Source organism: Gloeocapsopsis crepidinum LEGE 06123 (assembly GCF_015207655.1).
Lineage (GTDB): Bacteria > Cyanobacteriota > Cyanobacteriia > Cyanobacteriales > Chroococcidiopsidaceae > Gloeocapsopsis > Gloeocapsopsis crepidinum.
Genome location: NZ_JADEWN010000040.1, coordinates 18,483 through 38,517, shown reverse-complemented (window position 1 = coordinate 38,517; position 20,035 = coordinate 18,483). Strand labels below are relative to the sequence as shown.

Genomic DNA, 20,035 nt, shown 5'->3' with positions numbered 1-20,035 from the left:
GCAGACAAATTTAGAGTATGCAAAGACAGCGATCGCTCTTGGCTTTGATCGTAGTTTTGGCAATTGCTGCAATTGTAGCGATCGCCAGAATTCCGATTCCCTTGGGATTGGATCTTCAAGGTGGTTCGCAGCTAACAATTCAAGTGCAACCGACAGCAGAGATTCCCCAAATCACTGACCGCGAATTAGAAGCCGTTCAGAGGGTCATTGAAAATCGTATTAATGGTTTAGGTGTTTCTGAACCAGTCGTTCAAACTGTAGGGCAAGATCAAATACTTGTTCAACTACCTGGTGTCAGTAATCCAGAACAAGCCGAACGAGTGCTTGGGGGTACGGCACAGTTAGAGTTTCGCACGCAACGACCAGGTACAGAAGCACAGTTATTTGCCGAACAGCAAGTTAGATTAGGATTGCTAGCCAAACAGCAAGAATTAAGAGCAACAAACAATACTACAGAAATTCAGCAAAATCAAGAAGCGATTGAGCGCAGTAATGCAGCGATCGCTCAGTTATTTGAAAGCACGAATCCTCCCCTAACAGGTAGAAACCTCGAAGATGCGTACGGACAACCGACACAAGCACCCAACAACTGGGAAGTAGGAATTCGTTTTGATTCACCTGGTGCTGAACTTTTTGCCCAACTCACCCGCGATCTTGCCGGAACTGGACGCAGTATTGGTATTTTTCTCGATAATGAATTAATTAGCGCACCTACCGTTGGTCCGCAATTTGCTCAAACTGGGATAACTGGAGGATCAGCAGTTATTACAGGTCGCTTTACTGCCCAAGAAGCGAACGATTTGGCAATTCAATTACGAGGTGGTGCATTACCTGTACCTGTAGAAATTGTTGAAAATCGCACTGTTGGTGCCACTTTAGGAAGAGACAGCATCCAACGCAGTATCTATGCTGGTATCGGTGGTTTGATCTTGGTGTTGATCTTCATGGTCGTCTATTATCGAGTTCCTGGGATCATTGCAGATTTATCTTTGTGTGTTTATGCTTTACTGACGTGGGCTAGTTTTGCTTTACTCGGTGTCACCTTGACACTTCCTGGCATTGCGGGCTTTATTCTCAGTATTGGTATGGCAGTTGACGCCAATGTACTCATTTTTGAGCGGACACGCGAGGAACTTCGTGCCGGTAAGTCGCTGTATCGTTCGGTCGAATCGGGATTTTACCGTGCTTTCTCCAGCATTTTAGATAGTAATGTCACAACTTGGATTGCTTGTGCAGCTTTGTTCTGGTTAGGAGCAGGTTTAGTTCGTGGTTTTGCCTTAACTTTGGCACTAGGCATTGCCGTGAGTATGTTTACAGCAATTACTTGTAGTCGTACCCTCATGTTTATCGCAATTAGCTTACCTTCATTGCGTAAGCCAGAATTGTATTGTCCAAACCTGCCAACAGTTCGGAGGGCAGAGGTAGCTCGATGAACTCGCGATCGTAGACTGGAGGGGCATAGATATCACAATGAAACTTAGTATTAACCAATCGCGAAAACTATGGTGGGCAATTTCTGCTGCAGCGATTATTACTGGCATAGCTGCAATGCTGATTTCTTGGCAGCAAATCGGCGCACCATTACGTCCTAGTTTGGATTTTGTCGGTGGTACGCGCTTACAACTCGAACGAGATTGCACTCAACCAAATAATTGCGCTCAACCAATAGATATTACTGCAGTGCGCGAAGTCCTGGCAGCACAAGGACTGTCTAATAGCAGCATTCAGATTTTAGGACAAGAACAACAAGGTATCTCAATTCGCACGAGTACCTTGGATGTAGAGCAACGTACGCAGTTACAAGATGCGCTGAGTCAAAGAATTGGTGCTTTCGCTCCGCAATCAACTCAGATCGATACAGTAGGTCCAACCATTGGTCGCCAATTATTATCTTCTGGATTGCTGGCGTTGATTGTTTCTTTTGGCGGAATTATCGTTTACATTAGCTTACGGTTTCAGTTGGACTTTGCTGTATTTGCAATTACTGCCCTACTTCATGACGTGTTCGTCACAGCAGGCGTTTTTGCAATTTTAGGCTTAGTATGGAGTGTTGAGGTAGACAGTTTATTTATTGTTGCTTTACTCACAATTACGGGTTTTTCAGTCAACGATACTGTCGTCATCTATGACCGAATTCGGGAAATATTAAAAGTAAATCCCGATCGCTCGATTAGTGAAATTGTTGATGATGCTGTTAATCAAACTTTAGCAAGATCGATCAATACAACATTAACAACGATGCTCGCGCTATTTGCAATTTTTCTATTTGGTGGAGAAACTTTAAAGAATTTTGCCTTAGCATTGATTATCGGCTTTATTTGCGGTGCTTATTCTAGTATTTTTATCGCAAGTACTCTCCTTTCCTGGTGGCGCGAACGCAATGGTCAGCGTTTAGCAACACAAAGTACAGCAGTGATTGATTCACCACCGGAAGATACTTAACTTTGCACTCTCATTGTTAGCTTGCAGTAGTATTCTACCCTCACTATGGTTCAACCAGATCAGCCACATTACCACAATCAAAGTGAATATCGCGACAAAACTTTTAAACAGCAAGTACACAAGCTACATCAATTAACTGTGTACGGTAGATGGTTATTTGTCGGAATATTGTGGTTAACGATTGGTTTATTGAGCTTGTGGGGGTTACGTGGAGAAATTGCTTTGTGGCAACAATATTTTACCTGGGTAGCAGTGCGCTATGGCTTGTATTACAACCCAATACCTACCCTGGGTTTAGCAATTTGTGTTGGCATGACTTTGGGTGTCTTGGTATGGCAAAGTCGTAATATCCTTTGGGGAATACCATCGCAAGAAAAGCGCCGTTTAGAACAACAAGTACAGCGCATTCGTCAACAGGGTCCGAGTCACCCCTTATGGAAATGGGTTTGTCAATAAGCAAGTGAACACTCATCAATAGCAAGGAAAGCTATAGAAAAGTTTGTAGACGTTGGTGTCGGCTGAACACTCTCAAAGCAAATTATTCATCTGCGATCGCTTCTGGAAAGAAACTTGAATTGAGCACTTGCTCTAATGAGTAAGAACACTCTAACGGGAAAGTTTTCTTAGGCAATCCTGTCTCATCTGTTGCCGCTTCACGAGCATCCAAGTAACATTCATCAAAAACATCTTCTTTATGAATATGTTTTATAAGCACTGGATATTTTCTACACAGCTTTTTGATTTGTCTTCTCGCATCTTTGATAGATATTTCCCAACTACAGCTTTTTAATTTGGGTTGGTATTGCCACTTAAGTATGTGTAACAGTAATCGCTCTAGCTGACTTTCAATAGCATCTCGCTCTCTGCGCCCCAAATCACGCACCTCTTCAATTAAGTGAATCAAGTCCAATTCGCTGAATCGTTCTTGTTCTAATAACATGGCTTGCTCGTCAGACCATGCAACAAAATCGCGATCGTATAAGTCGCTATGCGAAGTTGAATGTATAGGTTTTGTTCGAGTCATTGGCTAATTCTTTTATGAGGTGCGCTTTTCAATCATCACTTGTTTCACTCGCCAAGCGATCGCTTTTATTATATTGGTTTTAGTTTTTTATCAAAGCGGGCAGCGAGAATCGAACTCGCATCAATAGCTTGGAAGGCTATGGTTTTACCACTAAACTATGCCCGCAATAGAATCAAGCTTAACTAAGATAACACATATTGCTCATTGAATACAAATTTATCTCGGTTTTATTATTCAATCTTGTCAGATAAAGCAAAGCTGTGATGGAAAGTATCAAACTTACACACTTATCATTTGACCAAGGCGCTTTAAGACGCTAAGTATCTGCTGTCGTTCGCGATCGCGTTCAATCGATAAAGCATAGGAGCGTGCATATATAGGGTGTTCTTGAATTACTAGCTTGATAAACATAAATTCCCTACCATTAACGAGTAAGCCAAATGTTGGGTTTACTGGGCTTGGGTTAGCCAACATATAGGCAGGTGCTTGAGGTAACGCTACTGTGACATCAAATTTAGTACTTTTTGATTCAATAACGAGTACCCAAAATCGTTTTTGTATTACCAGAACATCAATATTTCCTTTAACAACAGTACCGTCATCTTCAGCAGAAATTTCCACAGAAGTTTCAGTTTCAATTTCAAAAGGTGGTTGATAAAAGCCTGCTAAATCAAGAAGAGGAGATAACACTACCATTTTCACCGCCTCCTCTGACATAGGGCGACGCTTAGATAGGTTCAAGTAGTTGCTGCAAACTCGCGCCAAAGCCTGTTTTTCAGCTTCAGTTAATGGTGGTAAGCCTTCTTGCCATTCTATAAAAAAACTAGCATCTTGAGCAAGTTGCAAACCAATTTCTTCTAGTTCGTAGAGAGTAATATCTCTAGCTTGAATTGTTTGCACCATAATTGCATAAATATTTTTGAAACTATATAGTTTAATATTAAGCTGGGTGACTTAAGTCGCAGCTAATCAAGCTAAGACTACCTTCGCAGTCTGAAAAATTCATTTTTCCACTAAGAAATATTTGAATAGATCGTCAACAACTAGATTTGCCGCAAGTGGACCAAACCCAGCCCAGTAGGATGCAGGGACTTCATATACTCGGTTTTGTTGCACAACATTTAAGGATAACCAAAAAGGATCAGTTTTTAATCGCTTGAGTGCGGTTTGTGCTTCTTGGGCAATCGCACTAGTATATCCATAAGTCCACACAAACATAACATCAGCGTCTAAAAGTGAAATGACTTCTTTATCAATTCGCCGCTGATTTGCGCCTTTAGTTTCAATATCTTGCGCGGGTGGGCGTTTTAGCCCTGCATCTTCCAAAATTGAGCCACCGAATGAACTTTTTAAATAAAATAAGAAGCAAGGATGTTCCACCCAGGAAGAATTTCACCAGCAATATCTAATTCAATTCCGCGACTTCTTTGTTCGCCAATCGGGATAGAAAAATCAGGATCGTTAGGGTCAGGTGTGGCAATATTAGTTTTAGTAATTTCGTAAGCAGCTAACGTTGCTGAAAGCCCGTTATTTAAATCAGCTTTGATACCCACTTCATATTGAGTACCGCGTTCTGGCTCTAACAATGAACCATCAGCGCGTTGACCAAAATTTGGTTGAAATGAGCGACTATAACTAGCATAAAGTGAAATTGGTTGAATTGGCTGATAAACAACACCAATTCTGGGACTGAAAGCCTCGGCATAATTGCTAGAATCACTACCAGAAGCACTATTTGCTTCCTGAAAAAAACTACCTTGATCTACAATATCAAAACGACCACCAACTAGCAGCTTAAGATTGTCTGAAAATGCTACTTGGTTTTGCAAAAAAATACCTAATTCGTCTGTAGTGGTAATTTCCGTAAATCCCCCTCTAGTCGTTGGATCTGCAAGAGCAGATGGTAAAAGAAAACTGTAAATTGGGTTAAATACATTGATTGATGGAGTTAGTTCAGGTAGTAGCTGAGTGCGGGTGTAGTCTGAAGTTTGTCTAGAGAAATCAAAGCCAAACAATAGTGTGTGCTGAACTGAACCTGTCGCAAACTTACCAACAATGTCTGTCTGTAAAGCATAAGTTTCAGCATAAGTATCATTGGATCTGTAATTTCGTATCAGTTCGCCAGTAGCTTCATCAAGTTCTAACGGCTCGGCACGGTAATTCAAGCTATCATCTGAAATGAATTGAAAGGCATTGCGTAGGGTTAAGCTTTCACTAAAACGATGTTCCAGTCGATAACCAACACCAAAAGTTTCTACTTCAGAATTGTCATCTGGTTCGCCTAAAAATCTACTAATGGGAATATCAGCAATTCCTCGCCCAAAAGCAACTACACCACGGTCAAATGTCCGATTATCGTAGGCATAGCTGAGATTGATTGATAGATCAGTGCGATCGCTAATTTCCCAAGCAAAAACGGGTTCAATGAAAAATCGCTCACTATTTACAAAGTCACGGAAACTACCAGAATTTTCGTAAGCAATATTAAGGCGATATAGTAATGTTTTCTCAGGATTTAAAGGTCCAGATATATCAATAGTAGGACGGTAAAAGCTAAAACTGCCTATAGATAAATCAGTCACAAAATAAGGCTCACTCAACGGTTTTTTAGTTACTAAATTAACTATTCCTCCTGGTGATATCTGTCCGTATAAAATTGACGCGGGTCCTTTGAGAACTTCTATTTGTTCAACATTAGCAGTCTCTGTAAAGCCAGGGATAACTTGAAAACCATCGCTGAGAATATCATAAGCATCAAAACCCCTGATATTTAACTGGTCAGTTGTCCCGCCAAAACCACCGATTTGTACCACTCCACTGACGTTACGTAGTGCATCCGTGAGTCGGGTAACTCGTTGGTCTTCTAAAACCTCCTGAGGAATTACTTGAATTGACTGGGGAGTATCGCGCAGTGGTGTATCAGTTCTAGTCCCAGTTGTGGCATTTGGGATGCTATATCCATCTTCTTCGCCTGTTACCAGCAGTTCAATTGAATCTTGATCGGGTGGAGTTTCACTCGCTTGTGGTGTCTGAGTAATTGAGGTAGTTGGTGTAACAGAGAAGATCAAACCTTCATCGCTATCAAATAACGCAACTTGTGGCGGAGTTTCTGTACTTGTGACCGTTACACGAACAGTATTGGAAGTAATATTTGTTACGGATACTACTGTAATATCACTCGTCGGGTTTTGGGCACGAAATTCATCGCTTGATCGCAACCGCAACTGTGCATTGGGAATATTAGCAATATAGCTATTTCCTTCAATACGACTGACTGGCTGCAATTGTTCGGAACCCTCTGTTTCTAAAATGATTTCTAGTTCTTGATCTGTTGGATTGAGTCGAACTTCCGTAATTTGTAACTGTGAAGACGGAGTAATTTGCGCCGTTTGTGTTTCATGATTACCACGAACTGCGGTTTGTTCTGCCCAACTAGGACAAGCTATCAGTAGGGAAAAGATTCCCGTTAAAAATATCAATCGCGTTAGCTGATTCACCATTGCCCCACACATCAGTAACACCAAAACCTGAGAAACTCTCTCAAGAAGTTTACTCGACGTTGGAGGGCATGAAGCTATTAGGGCGATCGCTAGCCGGAGTTTTTGCGATCGCTAGCCGGAGTTTTTTGCATTTGGTTCAGATAATCTCTTGGATTTACACCAAACTTACGGCGAAACGACGCTGCAAAATAACCACGGTTGACAAAACCGACAGCTTTTGCTACCTCTGATACTGTCATTCCACCAGCTTTTAAATATTGACGCGATCGCTCCATACGACATTGATGCAAATAACCAAATACTGTTGTGCCAAAACAGTGGCGAAAACCAATTTTGAGCTTGTTATCGTTAATACCAACAATCCGCGCCAACTCAATCAACGAAGGCGGATCGTGTAAACGCGCTAGCAGAATCTCTCTAGCGTAGTGAATTCGTTCGATGTCATCAGAACGTAACGCAGATGATTGTGAAATGCGATTGTCTTGCACAAATTGACTAAACTGAAGCGTCAACAGTTCTAAAGCTTTTCCTTCCAAATACATCCGCTTGGTCAAGCCGTGGTACGGACAATGTAAAATTTGATGCATCACTACTGCCATTTCAGGAGTTGTGATTCCTGAGCGATAGTAGGGTTTAATATCACCACTAGCTGCAACTTGCCTCACCTCAGCAGGTAATTGTGTTAACTGTTCGAGCGTCAACTCGTGAAAGAAACTGTAGGGATCTAAGGCGATTTGAAGCCTGATGAGGCGTTGTCCTGCTTGCCATGTTTCAGTTTCAGGTACATTTGGAATACAACTGAGATAGTTACGCCCAACGACTTCATCGACGCAATCTGTCAAACCATGCAATGTTGTTCTGACATCACCTGATACAAAAAAGCTTAAGCAGGAATCGATGCAGCCAGAATTTTGCGAGATACAGATAATATCGTCGGTTAAATTGTAGTCATATACTCCAATGCATAGCCCTTCTCGAAGTTGCATTTCCCACTCATGTACTTTACCTAAATACGGAAGGTATCCTTGCTCAAGCGTTTCCCATCCATCTGACTGACAAACGACGCTACCATTGTGCTTACCTTGTTGCCATAAATCATTCCAATCTTGTTCTGAGAGCGTGATTGCCATATTAATTTTTAATCGCGCAGGTACTCACTCAAGCCTTATGATGAGAAATATTATCAATATAATCCTTGAGATATAAGTAGGTGAGCATAATGAGTAATCGGAAAGCTGTTAACACTTAGCAAGAGATAGCTAATTGCCAATTACCAATTACCTGTTACCAGCCTTGAAGTTATATTTATTTCAACCCTTTTCCTACTTCTCATAAGTGGCACAATCAAACATAAAGATCAGTTGATTTGTAATGCCATCTACACCTGTCTACACTCAGCAACCTTGGTTAGATACTTATAGTGAAATTATTGATGTCCGTTCCGAGGGAGAATTTGCTGAAGACCATATTCCTGGGGCGATTAATTTACCAGTATTAAATAATGAAGAACGTGCTGAAGTTGGAACAATCTATAAACAAGTATCTCCTTTCACTGCGCGTAAAGTTGGTGCAGCACTTGTTTACAAAAACCTTTCGCAATATCTTCGCGAATACTTTGTTGATAAAGAAAAAGATTATCGTCCATTAGTTTACTGCTGGCGTGGTGGACAGCGTTCTAATAGCATGGCTTGGGTACTCGGACAAATCGGGTGGCGAGTGACTGTCATTGAAGGTGGCTACAAAACTTACCGCGCCTATGTCCGCGAACAATTAGAGAAATTACCACTTGATTTCACTTACCAAATTCTCTGTGGTAAAACTGGTAGTGGAAAAACTCATATCTTGCGACAGATGCAGCAGCGTGGTTTACAAGTTCTCGATTTAGAGAATTTAGCGAATCATCGCGGTTCACTGCTAGGTGAAGAATGGCAAGATAAACCTTTAGCCCAACCTTCGCAAAAGTATTTTGAATCTCTGTTAGTGCAACAACTCCACAGTTTCAACTCTCGTTTACCTGTATGGGTAGAATCAGAAAGTAATAAAATTGGACAAGTCTATTTGCCACAATCGCTGTGGCTGAAGATGAAACAAGCCAACTGTGTAGAAATTCACGTACCAATCTCAGCAAGAGTTCAATTTCTTTTACAGCAATATCCCCATCTAGTTACTCATCCTGATGTCTTGCAAGCTAAGCTAGGTTATTTGAAAGCAAGATACGGCAAAAAGAAATTATCGCAATGGTATCAAGCGATCGCACAGCAACAATGGGCAGAATTGTTTCAAGATCTATTAGAGTCACATTACGATCCTACTTATACTCACTCTATGCAGCGAGATTACACTAACGTGCAACAAGAGTTCTCACTTGCAGATTTATCAGTTGCTAGTGTCGATAAAATACTTAATTCTTTAGTCACTGATTGCATACCAATTGATTTAGAAAATTAATCTAAAGCTTCCTAAAACTCTAGTTAGTTCGTATTAAAATTCACAGAGTATTATCTTGGTTACTAAATCAAGTATGAAATGTAAGGTAGGCATCTTGCCTGCCAACCTTCATGAAAATTCTTTTAGTTGAAGACGATCCGTCAGTAAGTCAGGCGCTAGCAACGACATTAACAGCCCATCGTTACACTGTCGATACTGCATTAGATGGTCAAATTGCCTTGGAACTCGCTATTCAAGGAGAGTATGACATTATTTTGCTAGATATCATGTTGCCAAAGTTAGATGGCTTGAGTGTGTGCCAGCAACTACGTCAACAAGGATGCCAAACTCCCATCTTGATATTGACAGCAAAAGACGCAAACGAAGACATTATTGCAGGGCTGAATGCAGGTGCTGATGATTACCTTATAAAACCTTGTGATTCGGCTCATTTTTTAGCACGAGTGAGAGCGCTGTTGCGACGTCAGGGAAATTCTAAGACTTCTCCTGTTTTGACATGGGGAGATGTATGTCTTGATCCTACTCTTATTCAAGTCACCTATCTGCAACGAGTTATTATCCTCAGTCCCAAAGAATATAGCCTGCTAGAGTTATTGTTACGTCATCCACAGCGAATCTTTAGCCGTAGTAGTATTATCAATCACCTCTGGTCTATTGATGACTCGCCAACAGATGCTGCAGTTACAAACTTGATTAAAGATTTGCGGCGGAAACTGAAGTCAGCAGGGATACAAGAAGAATTAATTGAAACAGTGTATCGCTTGGGATATCGATTGAAAGCTGCGCCAAAAAAAGAAAAAGAACAACTAGTAGAAGATTGCCAAAAAGAGAATTTAGCTTCTATTGAGCAGGTGATGTGGGACTTTAGAGCTTCTTTGGAAAAACGAATTGATGTTTTAGAAGCAGCAGCGCGATCGCCAATTCATAACCTTAGTTCAGTTCAACACCAGCAAGTGAAAGAAGAAGCTCATCGCTTAGCAGGTGGATTAGGCACATTTGGATATGCTAAAGGTTCAGACTTAGCACGAGCGATCGAACATCTGTTCATTGAATGTGATTGGGAAGAAGCTCAACAGCAGCAATTTACTCAACTACTTGCGGAACTAAAGCAGGAAATTGCTAAGCCACCAATAGTCTTACTACCAACTTTGAAACCGTTGATGTTGGCGATCGCCGACGACACATTAATTGCACAATTACAGCAAGCCGCACCCCATCGAGGATGGCAAATTGAAATTGTATGCGATCGCTCGGATGTGTTGCATCGTGTTGGCGATACTCCGAGCGTGATTTTTATGAGTCTTAATCATGTTGTCCCAGACCGCAGACTAATGCTGCTGCAGGAATTAAAAATCCAGTTTCCTAATACTCCGATTTTGATTCTGACAACGCAAGATAGTTTAGATAGTCGAGTTGCTGTTGCTCGGTTGGGAGTGAGTCGTTATATTTTACAACCTGCAACAATTGATGAAATTTTTGATGCGATCGCCCAATTGCCGCAAACAACACCTACTGATGCCAAAGTCATGATTGTGGATGACGATCCCATAGCATTGCAGACATTGATGGCAGTTTTACAACCGTGGGGATTGCAGGTTACAACATTAAATCAACCCAAGCATTTTTGGCAAATCCTCACGAGTACGGTTCCTGACGTTCTGTTGTTAGACTTGGAAATGCCCACATTTAGCGGACTTGAACTATGTCGTGTTGTTCGGCAAGATGCTTACTATAGTGATTTACCGATTTTAGTTGTCACTGCTCATACAGATAGTACCTCAATTCAACAAGTCTTTGCTGCGGGAGCGGATGACTTCATAGCGAAACCGATTACAGGTCCAGAACTCGTTACACGCACACTTGCCCGCATTGAGCGATCGCGTATTCAGCGACAATTGCTACAGTATCAAAAAGAACATCTGCAAACTCGACAGATGCAAGCAACGATTGATTTACTCACGCAAGCTGCAAATCGTCACAACTTTGATGAAGTTCTCCACCGAGAATGGCAGCGCCTTACAGATGCACAAGCTCCCTTAAGTTTAATATCGTACGATATTGATTATTTCAAGTCTTACAACGATATCTACGGCTATCCAGCAGGAGATAAGTGTTTGCAACGAGTCACTCATGTTGTTTGGGATTGTATCAAACCTGGTCGCGATCTAGTTGCACGGCTAGGAGGAGACGAATTTGCTATTGTCCTCCCAGAGACTAGCCTCGAACAAGCCCTACAAGTTGCCCAACGCATTCAGCAAGCGATCGCTCAATTGCAGATTCCTCATCCTTCTTGCACTCATCAATATATCACTGTCAGTTTAGGTATTAGTGGTACAATTCCCCAAATTAATATCTCTGCTCAAGAATTAATTGCAATTGCGACTCAAGCACTTTATGCTGCAAAAGCAAGGGGACGCAATACATACTGCTTATATCCGTTATGAAGTCGTTTGATTCGCTGCACCGTGTACATCAACGCCTTGCCAAAATTCCTGTAGGAATACTGCTAAGTTTACCCTTCCTAGTTCAACTTTTAGGTGCTACAGGGTTGGTAGGCTACCTGATTTACCGCAGCGAACAACAAGCAATTCACAACTTAGGCAATAAGTTAGTCAACGAAGTAGGAGAGCGAATTTATCAGCAATTAGATAACTATTTGCAGACAGCGCAAGTAGTAAACCACAGAAATCTGGCAGTCATTCATAATGGTCTTTTAGATATTCAAGATTTTGAGCAAACTGGACATTACTTTTGGCACCAATTTGCGACTTACAATTTTAATTCGATTCAATTTGCAAAAACCGATGGTTCGTATATTGGTGTAAGTTATCAAGATCAAATTCCGGTGATTAGTGAAGTACCTAAACCAAATCACAAGCAATTCATTTACTCTACTAATCACCAAGGCTATCGCACCCAGGTGCAGCAGACAATCGCAAACCCCAATGTGCTGCAAGCTGCTTGGTATCAGGATGCAGTAGCAGCAAAACAGCCGATTTGGACAACAGTATATCCTAAGAATTTATCGCATCCAAAGGCAATCTCTGCAAGTACTCCAGTATACGACTCTGAAGGCAGTTTAACGGGTGTACTTAGTATTGACCTTAATCTTAAGCAAATTAATCGGTTTTTGCAGCAGTCAGAAATAGGAAGAGGTAGAGCAATTATTTTAGAGACATCTGGGCTATTAATTGCTGACTCAGAACCAACTGAAATAATGGCTCAAGGCGAACAACGCCACATAGCAACAACGGAACCTTTGATTCAGTCAATCACAACTCACCTAACGCGCTTTGGCAATCTTAATCAATTACAGCAATATTCAACTCAGCTAGCGATCGCTGAGCAACTCACTTATATTCACGTACTGCCTTATCAAAATGCATACGGTTTGGATTGGTTGATTATCGTTGCTGTACCCGAATTGGAATTGAGGCAAAATGTTGGTGTCAACCAACGGCATACTTTATTGCTGTGTGCAATCATCATACTTTTAGTAGCAGCAATCGGAATAGTCACAACGCAATGGTTCATCAATCCAGCACCGTATTTAGTGCAAGCAGATGCGATCGCGCAAAGACAGTTTGGGTCATTCAACAACAAAGTTCCGGTAGCACAACTCGTTAATACTTTTCGACATATTGCACAGTTCAACACTGCGGCAACGTTTCAAAATCGAAGCCCGCGAGAGCAACATCCAAAACCAATCCTACAGAATTTAGCTCAATCGCTACCAGAAATCATCTACTCTGCAGTTATTAAACCAGATGGTTTGATGCACTTTGAATATATTAATCCAGTGGTTGAAAATGTATACGAAATCAGTGCGGCAGAATTTCTGGCACAACCAAACCGCATCATACTGATGCAAATGCATCCAGAAGATCGCGCAGGCTATCTCAAACAGGTTGCTCAAAGTACTCAAGCAGCTTTTACTTATGAGTGGCGTAGCATCACACCTTCTGGTAAGCTCAAATGGTTGCGTACAAGTTCACAGCCGGAACAACGCAGAGGCGATATCTGCTGGCACGGAGTCATTCTTGATATTAGCGAATGCAAGCAACGCGAACAACAGCTGCAAGCATCTCAAGCCCAACTCAATGATATTCTCAACTTGGCAGGAGTCTCAATTGCTCGATTGCGCTTTTACCCCGATCGAACTTTTGAGGCTGACTATTGTTCTGCCGGTTGTACAGCTATGGTTGGCTACACTCCAGAGGAATTAACTTCACAATTGTGGGCATCTCGAATTCCACCAGAAGACTTGCAAACCGTCATGGATCAAGCGTTTGCAGCTATCTGCCAAGAACAGCCAATTACAATTGAGTTTCGCTTTCGGCGTAAAGATGGTTCGCAATGTTGGCTTGCAGATATTTTAACTTCACGCTGGGATGAAACTGAAGGTTGCTGGATAGTAATTGCTGTAGGAGTTGATATTACAGAACGCAAACGCATTGAGACAGCTTTACATGAAAGTGAAGCACTGAATCGAGCGATTTTGAATGCATTACCAGATTTGATTATTCGGATGCATCAAGATGGCACATATCTCGATGTTAAACCAACGACAGCGTTTCCTATCTTGACTTCACCAAAATTGATTGGAACCAATATTAGCGATCTGCTACCACCAGACATTGCCCGCCAAAGACTAGCAGCCGCAGCTGCAGCTTTGTCTACAAAACAGATGCAGATATATGAGTTTCCACTTGTAGTCAATGGACAGTCGCTTTGGCAAGAAGGACGAGTTATGCCCCTCACTACTGATGAGGTGTTAGTAGTCATTCGCGATCTCACTGAACGCAATCAGGTACAACAAGCACTACAAGCAAGTGAACAACGATTTCGCCAAGCTTTTGATGATGCGCCAATTGGTATGGCATTAGTATCACCGACAGGGCATTTTTTGAAAGTGAATCGCACGCTGTGTGAAATTGTCGGCTATACCGATGAGGAACTTTTGGCACTGACTTCTGACGATATTACTCATCCTGACGATCGCCAAGCAGATTCAGACTACCGACAACAGCTGTTGACAGATAAAATTCGCTGCTACGAAATGGAAAAAAGATACGTACGCAAGCAAGGTGATATCGTGCAGACACTATTGAGTGTCTCGCTAGTGAAAGATGCAGCGCAACAGCCACTTTATTTTATTACTCAAATTCTGAATATTAGCGATCGCCATGAAATTACTCGCATGAAAGACGAATTTATCGCGATTGTGAGTCACGAACTCCGCACGCCTCTGACTGCAATTCGTGGTTCTTTAGGAATTCTAGCAGCGGGTGTTTTGGATGACGAACCGCTTCAAGTTAAAGAAGTACTGCAAATCGCCTTGAGTAACAGCGATCGCTTAGTACGGCTGCTAGACAATCTTCTCAATCTCAAACGCTTGGAATCTGGTATGGTTCCACTCACAATCGAAACACACATAGTTGCCGATCTCGTTGCGCAAGCGATCGCTTGTACTGCAACAATTGCCCAGGAAGCCAATATTAAAATTTCTACGATATTTCCGACAATTCAAATTCAGGTAGCAGGCGATGCGATCGTCCAAACATTAACTAATTTATTAAGTAATGCAATTAAATTCTCACCTGCAGGTAGTACAGTTTGGCTCAGTGCAGAATTACAAGAATCAAAACCAGTACCTTACATTCACTTTAAAGTTGAGGATCAAGGACGTGGTATTCCTATTGACAAACTTGAATCAATTTTCCAACCATTCCAGCAGGTAGCCATTTCAGATGCACAACAAAAAAGAGGCATTGGACTAGGATTGGCAATCTGTAAAAGAATTGTTGAGCAACACGGCGGGCAAATCTGGGTAAACAGCGAACTCGGAAAAGGAAGTACATTTTATTTTACACTACCGATCGCGCAGCAAGATGTATAGCAATTTAATATAGTTAGGACAACACAAGCTCTAACTCCTGAGTGCAAGATGACAAAGCACATTCTGATTGTCGATGATGACAAAGACATTTGTAGACTTGTGCAAATCTCCTTAGAAAAGTTTGCTGGGTGGACAACTGCGATCGCTCAATCAGGGCAAGAAGGATTACTCAAAGCTAAAACAGAACTCTTAGACGCAATTCTTCTTGATGTATCGATGCCTGATATGGATGGATTTCAGTTTGTTACACAGATTCAAGCTAATGCAGCAACGCGTTCAGTTCCTATCGTACTGCTTACAGCTAAAACATTACCAGGCGATCGCCAACGCTTTGCTCAAATGGCAGTTGCTGGCGTCATTACCAAGCCATTTAATCCGATGACTTTTTGGACTCAGGTTGCAGAGATTTTAGGCTGGTAAGAAAATTTGGATTTTAGAAATTAATACTGTAGTCATAAAAATAGCAACGAGAGTCACTAGCCCAAATAGAATAATTGCAGTAACGACGAATGCAGTCGAAGTATGAATTGGTCGGTATAAATAGTCAGGTTGTGCAATCGAACGAACATCTTTGAGGTAGCTGATGATGGCTAAAACTAAAAGAAAAATACCGAGTGCGATCGCACTTAAGCCAGCAATCTGAGCTATTTGTGCATTCAGTGCGGCATCATTTCTAGAAAACGTCTGATTTACGGCGTTGAAAATGCGATCAAAAGCAATACCAAAACCAATTAGCGTCAAGCAATTTTGAATCCAACTGACCAAAGTCCGTTCCGCCGCCGCTCGATTGCGTTGTTTGGCAAGTTCATTAGTAATATTAGTTGGTTGCTGGGGCGGAGAATTCATTTATTTTGAAAGCAATTAGCGTGAATCGCTCTATTTCAGATGCGATTTTGAGTCACTAAATTTAGAACAAGATTCCGATAAACGCAATAATACCAATACAAACGAGTGCGATCGCGACAGTTAACCCTAGAGAACGACGTGGTTTATAAAGATAATCTTCTTGACGTTGAATACGCTTGAGTTCTTGACGATGCTCGATTGATGCCATAATCATCGCATACGTTCCTAACGCAACAAAAGCTAAACCAAGAATACGAGAAAATCGTACAGGATTGAAGCTTTCAGGTTGTAAGCTACGAATGGCACTGACAATTCGATCAATCCCAAAACCAAAGCTAATTAGTGCTAGACAAGTCCGAATCCATGCCATTAAAGTACGCTCAGCTGCCGCGCGGTTACGCTCTTTGGCAAGTTCAGCTTGAATGTTCGGTGTGCGAGTAGGAAGCGGGTCATTCATTAATAATCAACTCGATTCAGCTTCACGAATTGTCTCTAGTGTAAGATTTGTGGGAATCTTTCTTGAAGTGATGAGTTGAAATATCCGCTAACCTAACTTGTGTTTGTTCTAGTCTTCTTACTAGCAGCTACATCAATCGGGTTGTTATCTAGTACGTTTCAACTTGTCTTGCAGTCGTTGACGCCAACCTTTACGCCCTGCGAGGGTAGTAAGTTCGTCTTCATCGACTTGGTATGCCAGCAAATATGCTGTTGTCAACCATTTTGAAAAATCAGGATGGTGCATTAGCTCTCCTTTAGTACAATTTACTTTTACTTTCTGTTAAATATTTTACAAAAAGCTTTAGGGAGATCCCTCTGCTATCAGATAGAATCAGAATTACTTGCGACTCGTTACACTAGCAGCATCGATATTAATCAACGGTAGTGTACCGTTACCGCCCATTACGGCAGGAAAACGACCATCCCACTTTTCTATTGCTTGTTTTTGCAGGAGTTCTGAGGTTAGTGTTAGTCTTTGCAGTCTTTGTGCTTCTGCTTGTCCTTTGGCACGGTTGACTTCGGCGATTGCTTCCTTAGATGCTCTTAAAGCAATAAACTCTGCTTGTTTTGCTTCTTGTTCAGCAATTTGTTTTGATTCAATTGCCTTACTAAATTCTGGTGAGAAGGCAAAATTCACAAGCGAGACATCATCAACAACAAGACCATAATTGTCTAGGCGATTTTCAAGTTGTTTATCAATTTCTTCTTTGAGATCTGTTCTTTCAGTAATAATTTGTTCAGCGGTTTTTTTAGCAGTGGCTGCCTTGAGTACTTCTGATACTGCCGGAGTAATAATACCAGTAATGATTTGTTCTTCACTGCCAACTTGTTGATAAACCTTATTGACTCTTGCAGGATCAATATGCCAGTTCAGCGAAATTTCCGTAGTCACTTTCTGTAAATCTTTAGAAGCTGCGTCAGAATTAAAACTACTTTCTTGCACCCGTACATTGAGACTTCTAACAGTAGTCACCACTGGCATAATTGGATGAATGCCTTCATCTAAAACTGTATCTTGAACTTTACCGAAGCGCATGACAACACCTCTTTCACCAGCATTAATGATGGCAAAAGGTTTAAACACAATTGCTGCAAGTAAAAGTGCAATACCACCTGCAAAGAAAGCTCCCGACTTGAAACCATTAATAGCATCAAATCTAACTTGCATATTTTTTTAATTAATCTTTAATAAGAGGATTGAGACAATGTTGTTCAGTCAACTATTCCAATCAAATTACTGCGAAAGAATGAACTAACAAGGAAACACTAGAAATTAATTTCTCCTACAATTAGTATCGCCGCTGACAGTAAAAAAGCCAGAGAATATAATCAAAACTTTATAAATACTTTAAAAGAGAAGCAAAAACTCTCAATAATATGGTACTTAACTTATGAAAATTCCCCAACATCATGCTTGGAGTCTAACTATAGAAGAGGCGATCGCGCTTCAAGAAAAGTTAACAAAAGAGGTGATAACTGTCGATAAAATTCCTCAACCTGTGCAGTACGTTGCTGGGGTAGATATGGGATTTGAAGCCTCTGGGACAATTAGTCGTGCTGCTGTAGCGGTGTTGAGTTTTCCTGACTTGCAATTGCAAGAGTATGCGATCGCTCGTCGTGAGACGTCATTTCCTTATATACCAGGGTTATTATCGTTTCGGGAAATTCCTGCATTACTTGATGCGTTAGCAAAAATTCACATGACACCAGATTTAATTCTCTGCGATGGTCAAGGGATTGCACATCCGCGTCGATTAGGTATCGCTTCACACTTAGGATTAATTTTAGATATGCCCACAATTGGTGTTGCGAAGTCTTTGTTAGTTGGCAAACACCAAGAAGTACTGAATATTAAAGGAAGTTGGCAACCTTTACAACATCGAGGCGAAACGATTGGTGCAGCATTACGCACGCGTATTGGCACAAAGCCAGTGTATATTTCCAGTGGTCATCGCGTGAGCTTGCCAACAGCAATTGATTACGTGTTGCAGTGTACGCCAAAATATCGTTTGCCAGAAACAACAAGAATTGCAGATAAATTAAGTAAAAGTGATTAGCAATTATAGCAGGGGTCAGGGGACACTCGTGTAATGTTTTAATATCATCTCCAGTTAAATAATCAGACTATCGGCATCGTTACGCTTTTGTTAATCAATAGTCACTAGCCACCTTTTACTCAAAGATTCCATCTAAAATCCAAAAGTGACAAACTAGCTAACCGAGAAAATGAACAGGGAACATTTGGATAACGGACGTTGGGTAAATAGACTGGGTTTTCTACCTTTAATGGGGTTAGCGACAATAGTAGCTGTGGAGAATGGGACAAAACCTATATCTCCTAGTGCTACTTTATCGAATTGGCGTTTTGATCCTGCTACAAATCAGTTGGAGATTACGCTAGAAGCCCAAACGACACCCAACTACTTTTTACTTGAGCAACCGTTACGAATTGTTGTTGATTTACCGAATACTCAGCTAGGAAAAGTTACTACACAACAAGACTACTCTGGGGCAGTACGTCAAGTTCGTGTTTCTCAGTTTGACAAGAATGTGACTCGAATTGTTTTAGAACTTGCTCCTGATACAGTTTTAAACACAGAACAAATGGTGCAGTTACAGCGAACAATTCAATCAGCAAAAGGCGATCGCTGGGTATTGCGTCCACAGATTGCGCGTCAAACTCCGCAGCCTATCACACAAAATCCTGCACTGCCTACTAATTTACCTCCAGCAACGCCTCCTAGCCCACAACAACCTGTTGTCAGTGTGCCGCCACTACCATCTCCTACTACGAGTTCTGTACCAAACGAACCAATCATTGAATTCGGACAACCGTTACCCACAACTGCACCTACGCCAGTACCATCTCAAACGAATACCCCACCTCAAGCAACGACTCCCAGCAGTAGTAATATCGTTGTTCCTGCAGCCAATACTTTATCCAATACGAGGTTAAGTAGACAGTCGCCTAATGTATTGTTGCTAGCGGGTACAAGACTTAATCTCCGCTACGCTGGTGAGTCACCACTACCGCTTAAAGTAGGCGTTCCTCAACAAGCAGAAATGGTACTGGCAGAAGATATTCGCAATCGCAATCTTAATGCTCAAAGTGTAGTTATCGATAACTTAATTGCCCCTGCTGGTACGGCAATTATTGGACAATTTGAAACTGATACTCGTGGTAGCCGCTTTGTTGCTCAAGCGATCGCGCTTCAAGGTCAAAATTTACCTTTAGCAGCCCAATCAGGTGTTCTTGACGCGGTAGATCAAGTAACTGCCACGAACTCAGCAATCATAGAACCTGGCAAAATTGTCCAAATTCGCTTGACTCAAGATCTCCTAAAACTTTGAGCACTATCAATGGCAAAAGATGACTTG

At 41.5% G+C, this 20,035-nt stretch carries 18 protein-coding genes and 1 tRNA gene; 9 read left to right on the top strand and 10 right to left on the bottom strand.

Features of this window, described 5'->3' with window-relative positions; genetic code table 11:
- The first annotated feature begins 17 nt into the window (after nucleotides 1-17).
- From secD to IQ230_RS15975, 3 genes are read left to right on the top strand one after another with little or no spacing between them, the layout of a single operon-like run.
- On the top strand, nucleotides 18-1,433 hold the full coding sequence (gene secD / locus IQ230_RS15985) for a protein translocase subunit SecD (protein WP_193933022.1): 1,416 nt from the start codon (nucleotides 18-20) through the stop codon (nucleotides 1,431-1,433).
- A gap of 37 nt (nucleotides 1,434-1,470) precedes the next feature.
- Nucleotides 1,471-2,442 carry a protein translocase subunit SecF gene (gene secF, locus IQ230_RS15980; RefSeq protein ID WP_193933020.1) on the top strand — a complete coding sequence of 324 codons (972 nt, stop codon included), beginning with the start codon at nucleotides 1,471-1,473 and terminating at the stop codon, nucleotides 2,440-2,442.
- Nucleotides 2,443-2,487: 45 nt separating this feature from the next.
- Nucleotides 2,488-2,898, top strand: coding sequence for a hypothetical protein (locus IQ230_RS15975; RefSeq protein ID WP_193933018.1), 411 nt, complete (start codon nucleotides 2,488-2,490; stop codon nucleotides 2,896-2,898).
- An 82-nt stretch (nucleotides 2,899-2,980) separates the two neighbouring features.
- On the opposite strand, the gene IQ230_RS15970 is transcribed toward IQ230_RS15975, so the two are convergent.
- The 6 genes from IQ230_RS15970 to IQ230_RS15945 form a co-directional block, all read right to left on the bottom strand.
- On the bottom strand, nucleotides 2,981-3,466 hold the full coding sequence (locus tag IQ230_RS15970; protein ID WP_193933016.1) for a DUF29 domain-containing protein: 486 nt from the start codon (nucleotides 3,464-3,466) through the stop codon (nucleotides 2,981-2,983).
- A gap of 94 nt (nucleotides 3,467-3,560) precedes the next feature.
- Nucleotides 3,561-3,631, bottom strand: a tRNA-Gly gene (locus IQ230_RS15965).
- Between the two features lie 114 nt (nucleotides 3,632-3,745).
- Nucleotides 3,746-4,369, bottom strand: a complete 624-nt coding sequence (locus tag IQ230_RS15960; protein WP_193933014.1) for a type I restriction endonuclease subunit R — start codon at nucleotides 4,367-4,369, stop codon at nucleotides 3,746-3,748.
- Between the two features lie 99 nt (nucleotides 4,370-4,468).
- On the bottom strand, nucleotides 4,469-4,846 hold the full coding sequence (locus IQ230_RS15955; RefSeq protein ID WP_228055017.1) for a TroA family protein: 378 nt from the start codon (nucleotides 4,844-4,846) through the stop codon (nucleotides 4,469-4,471).
- Nucleotides 4,816-6,966 (bottom strand): TonB-dependent siderophore receptor, encoded by a 2,151-nt coding sequence (locus tag IQ230_RS15950; protein ID WP_193933009.1) that lies wholly within the window; start codon nucleotides 6,964-6,966, stop codon nucleotides 4,816-4,818. The genes IQ230_RS15955 and IQ230_RS15950 overlap by 31 nt, the downstream gene beginning before the upstream one ends.
- A gap of 89 nt (nucleotides 6,967-7,055) precedes the next feature.
- Nucleotides 7,056-8,096 carry a helix-turn-helix domain-containing protein gene (locus IQ230_RS15945; RefSeq protein ID WP_193933007.1) on the bottom strand — a complete coding sequence of 347 codons (1,041 nt, stop codon included), beginning with the start codon at nucleotides 8,094-8,096 and terminating at the stop codon, nucleotides 7,056-7,058.
- A gap of 241 nt (nucleotides 8,097-8,337) precedes the next feature.
- Here IQ230_RS15945 and mnmH point away from each other — a divergent pair, with 241 nt between their 5' ends.
- The 4 genes from mnmH (at nucleotide 8,338) to IQ230_RS15925 (ending at nucleotide 15,733) form a co-directional block, all read left to right on the top strand.
- Nucleotides 8,338-9,414: a tRNA 2-selenouridine(34) synthase MnmH gene (gene mnmH, locus IQ230_RS15940; protein WP_193933005.1), complete on the top strand. Its 1,077-nt coding sequence runs from the start codon at nucleotides 8,338-8,340 to the stop codon at nucleotides 9,412-9,414.
- A gap of 110 nt (nucleotides 9,415-9,524) precedes the next feature.
- Nucleotides 9,525-11,858 carry a response regulator gene (locus IQ230_RS15935; protein ID WP_193933003.1) on the top strand — a complete coding sequence of 778 codons (2,334 nt, stop codon included), beginning with the start codon at nucleotides 9,525-9,527 and terminating at the stop codon, nucleotides 11,856-11,858.
- Entirely contained in the window at nucleotides 11,855-15,313 is a 3,459-nt protein-coding gene (locus IQ230_RS15930; RefSeq protein ID WP_193933001.1) for a PAS domain S-box protein, read from the top strand. The genes IQ230_RS15935 and IQ230_RS15930 overlap by 4 nt, the downstream gene beginning before the upstream one ends.
- Before the next feature lie 48 nt (nucleotides 15,314-15,361).
- Nucleotides 15,362-15,733: a response regulator gene (locus IQ230_RS15925; RefSeq protein ID WP_193932999.1), complete on the top strand. Its 372-nt coding sequence runs from the start codon at nucleotides 15,362-15,364 to the stop codon at nucleotides 15,731-15,733.
- On the opposite strand, the gene IQ230_RS15920 is transcribed toward IQ230_RS15925, so the two are convergent.
- The 4 genes from IQ230_RS15920 to IQ230_RS15905 all read right to left on the bottom strand — a co-directional run bounded on the left by IQ230_RS15920 (nucleotide 15,722) and on the right by IQ230_RS15905 (nucleotide 17,825).
- Nucleotides 15,722-16,159 carry a YidH family protein gene (locus tag IQ230_RS15920; protein ID WP_193932998.1) on the bottom strand — a complete coding sequence of 146 codons (438 nt, stop codon included), beginning with the start codon at nucleotides 16,157-16,159 and terminating at the stop codon, nucleotides 15,722-15,724. The genes IQ230_RS15925 and IQ230_RS15920 overlap by 12 nt on opposite strands.
- A 61-nt stretch (nucleotides 16,160-16,220) precedes the next feature.
- Nucleotides 16,221-16,616, bottom strand: a complete 396-nt coding sequence (locus IQ230_RS15915; protein WP_193932996.1) for a YidH family protein — start codon at nucleotides 16,614-16,616, stop codon at nucleotides 16,221-16,223.
- Between the two features lie 144 nt (nucleotides 16,617-16,760).
- Nucleotides 16,761-16,901: a hypothetical protein gene (locus IQ230_RS15910; RefSeq protein ID WP_193932994.1), complete on the bottom strand. Its 141-nt coding sequence runs from the start codon at nucleotides 16,899-16,901 to the stop codon at nucleotides 16,761-16,763.
- Nucleotides 16,902-16,994: 93 nt separating this feature from the next.
- On the bottom strand, nucleotides 16,995-17,825 hold the full coding sequence (locus IQ230_RS15905; protein WP_193932992.1) for a prohibitin family protein: 831 nt from the start codon (nucleotides 17,823-17,825) through the stop codon (nucleotides 16,995-16,997).
- A gap of 223 nt (nucleotides 17,826-18,048) precedes the next feature.
- On the opposite strand from IQ230_RS15905, the gene nfi reads away from it, so the two are divergent.
- Complete coding sequence (nfi, locus tag IQ230_RS15900) at nucleotides 18,049-18,714, top strand: deoxyribonuclease V (protein WP_193932991.1); 666 nt, start codon at nucleotides 18,049-18,051, stop codon at nucleotides 18,712-18,714.
- Nucleotides 18,715-18,883: 169 nt separating this feature from the next.
- On the top strand, nucleotides 18,884-20,008 hold the full coding sequence (locus tag IQ230_RS15895; protein WP_193932989.1) for an AMIN domain-containing protein: 1,125 nt from the start codon (nucleotides 18,884-18,886) through the stop codon (nucleotides 20,006-20,008).
- Nucleotides 20,009-20,035 lie beyond the last annotated feature (27 nt).